Origin of the sequence: Cellulomonas sp. IC4_254, from assembly GCF_011603975.1 — a bacterium.
GTDB lineage: Bacteria > Actinomycetota > Actinomycetes > Actinomycetales > Cellulomonadaceae > Cellulomonas.
Window position 1 is genome coordinate 1 of the sequence record NZ_JAANNB010000315.1, and the last position, 2,506, is coordinate 2,506.

2 protein-coding genes and 3 tRNA genes are annotated in these 2,506 nt (G+C 75.7%); 2 read left to right on the forward strand and 3 right to left on the reverse strand.

What is annotated here, in order from left to right:
* The coding region (locus G6556_RS18265; RefSeq protein ID WP_166944499.1) for a PAS domain-containing sensor histidine kinase at positions 1 to 1,642 on the forward strand (1,642 nt) is incomplete at its 5' end.
* Between the two features lie 58 nt (positions 1,643 to 1,700).
* On the opposite strand, the gene G6556_RS18270 is transcribed toward G6556_RS18265, so the two are convergent.
* The 3 genes from G6556_RS18270 to G6556_RS18280 all read right to left on the reverse strand — a co-directional run bounded on the left by G6556_RS18270 (position 1,701) and on the right by G6556_RS18280 (position 1,999).
* Positions 1,701 to 1,773 (reverse strand) — tRNA-Phe (locus G6556_RS18270).
* Positions 1,774 to 1,814: 41 nt separating this feature from the next.
* Positions 1,815 to 1,888 (reverse strand) — tRNA-Asp (locus G6556_RS18275).
* Between the two features lie 38 nt (positions 1,889 to 1,926).
* Positions 1,927 to 1,999: transfer RNA gene (locus tag G6556_RS18280), tRNA-Glu, on the reverse strand.
* A 96-nt stretch (positions 2,000 to 2,095) separates the two neighbouring features.
* Between G6556_RS18280 and G6556_RS18285 the strand changes: the two genes are divergently transcribed.
* The gene (locus tag G6556_RS18285) at positions 2,096 to 2,440 is read left to right on the forward strand and encodes a metallopeptidase family protein (protein ID WP_166944501.1); all 345 of its coding nucleotides are present in this window, start codon (positions 2,096 to 2,098) and stop codon (positions 2,438 to 2,440) included.
* Positions 2,441 to 2,506: the final 66 nt, after the last annotated feature.

Consider the following 2,506-nt stretch of genomic DNA (forward strand, 5'->3'; position numbering starts at 1 on the left):
CCCGGCCCGCGACCGCACCGTGCTGGTCAAGCACGCGCCGACGCTCGGCGCGGTGCTGCTCGGCGGGGCGCTGGCCGCCGCCGCGCCGGGCGCCGAGGTGACCGACGGCGGTGCGGTGCTGGCCGGCGCGCTCGTGCTCCTGGTCGCCACGGGCCTCGCGCTGCTGGCCGCGCTCCGCCCGCCGGCCGCCACCCGCCGCGCCGCCGCGGACGCCTGGGCCGCCGGGGACGGCTGGGCGGTCGTCGTGCCGCTGCTGTCGATCCTCGCGGTGGGTCTGCTGCGCGCGGGGACGGGCGGCGCGGGCTCGCTGCTCGGCGCGGTGCTGGTGCTGCCGGTCATCTGGGTCGCGGCCGAGCCGGGCCGGTGGTCGGTCGTGCTGGCCGCCGGCGCCTCGTGCCTCGCGCTGCTGCTGCCCGCGCTGACCGGCACCGGCGACGACCTGGCCTGGTGGCGGGTGGCCTTCGCGCCGGTGGTGTACGCCCTCGCGGCCCTGACGGTCAACGAGCTGGCGCGCCGCCTGCGCGCGCACCTGGCCCGGCTCCGGGACGCGGACCGGCTCACCCGCAGCGTGCTGGACGCGGTCACCGAGCAGGCCGTCGTCGGCACCGGCCCGGACGGGCTCGTCGACGTGTGGAACCCCGGCGCGGAGCGGCTGCTGGGCCGCACCGCCGCCGAGGCCCAGGGCGTGCTCCGGGCGGACGCCCTGGTGGCGCCGGGGGAGCTGCAGGAGCGCTGGCGGCAGGCGGGCACGACGACCCCGTTCGCGGCGCTGGTCGCGGACGTCGCGCCCGGCCGGCCCGAGGCGTCGGAGTGGACCTGGCTGCGCGCGGACGGGGCGCCGGTGCCGGTGCAGGTGTCCACGACGGTGCGCGTGGACGGCGAGGGGCGGCCGGTCGGCTACCTGTTCGTCGCGACCGACGCCACGGTCGTGCACGAGGCCGCCCGGCTGCAGGACCAGTTCACGGGGATGATCTCCCACGAGCTGCGCACCCCGGTCAGCGCGGTCGTGGGCCACCTGGACCTGCTGCGGGACGACCCGCTGACGCCCGACCAGCAGCGGTCGGTCGAGGTCGCCGAGCGGAACGCGGCGCGGCTGCTGCGCCTGGTGGACGACCTGCTGTTCACCGCCCGGGTCGACGCCGGCCGGTTCCCGCTGGCGCTCGCGGACGTCGACGTCGCGGAGGTGGCGCGCGCCGCGGTCGAGTCGGCGCGGCCGGCGGCGGAGCGGGCGGGGGTGGCCCTGGTGCTGGACGTCCCGGGTGCGCCGGTGCCGCTGCGCGCGGACGCCGTCCGGCTGGCGCAGGTCGGCGACAACCTGCTGTCGAACGCGGTGAAGTTCACGCCGGCCGGCGGGACGGTGACCGTGCGGGTGACCAGCACGGTGGACCACGTGCGGCTCGCGGTCGCGGACACCGGGCTCGGCATCCCGGCCGACGAGGTCGACCGGCTGTTCTCCCGGTTCTTCCGCACGACCACGGCGACCCGGAACGCGGTGCCGGGCGTCGGACTGGGGCTGGCGATCACCCGGTCCGTCGTCGTGGCGCACGGCGGCGTGATGGAGGTCACGAGCACCGAGGGCGAGGGGACGACGTTCACGGCGGTCCTGCCGCGGCGACGGCGGCCCGAGCCCGTCGCCGGCTGAGCCAGACCCGGGAACGACGAAGCCCCGCCTCGCCTGGGGCGATGCGGGGCTTCCTCGGTGGCTCCGACCGGCGTCGATCCGGTGACCTTTCGATTTTCAGTCGAACGCTCTACCAACTGAGCTACAGAGCCTCGATACGACGACACCGGCCCAGAGGACCGGTGTGATCGAGCGACCCCGACGGGACTTGAACCCGCGACCTCCGCCGTGACAGGGCGGCGCGCTAACCAACTGCGCTACGGGGCCTCGTTGTGAGACCTATTCTTCCACATGCACGGAGCTCGTACCCCCAACGGGATTCGAACCCGTGCTACCGCCGTGAAAGGGCGGGGTCCTGGGCCGCTAGACGATGGGGGCTTGCGCCCCTGACGTCGAGGCGTCTTCAGACCGAGGAATACGTTACGGGTAGGTCGGCTGATCCACCAAATCGGCGAGGATGGACCCGTGATCGACATGACGCGCGAGGACTTCGAGGACGCCGTCCGGGACGGCCTGGACCTCATCCCCGACGAGCTCGCCGCCCGGATGGACAACGTGGTCGTGCTGGTGGAGGACGACGCCCCGGCCGACGACCCCGAGCTGCTCGGGCTCTACGAGGGCGTGCCGCTGACCGAGCGCGGGGAGTTCTGGGCCGCCGGCTCGCTCCCGGACCGGATCACGATCTTCCGGCGGCCGACCCTGGCGATCTGCGCCGACCGCGAGGAGGTGGCCGAGGAGGTCGCGGTCACCGTCGTGCACGAGGTCGCGCACCACTTCGGCATCGACGACGAGCGGCTGCACGCGCTCGGCTGGGCCTGACCCGCGCTGCGCGGGCGCGCGCCGGCGGGCGGTGCGCGGGCCGTGGCTACGCTCGGTCCGTGACCG

Bases quoted from the DNA above. Each gene is read 5' to 3' on its own strand.
- G6556_RS18285 (WP_166944501.1), top strand. From the start codon at position 2,096: ATGACGCGCGAGGACTTCGAGGACGCCGTCCGGGACGGCCTGGACCTC.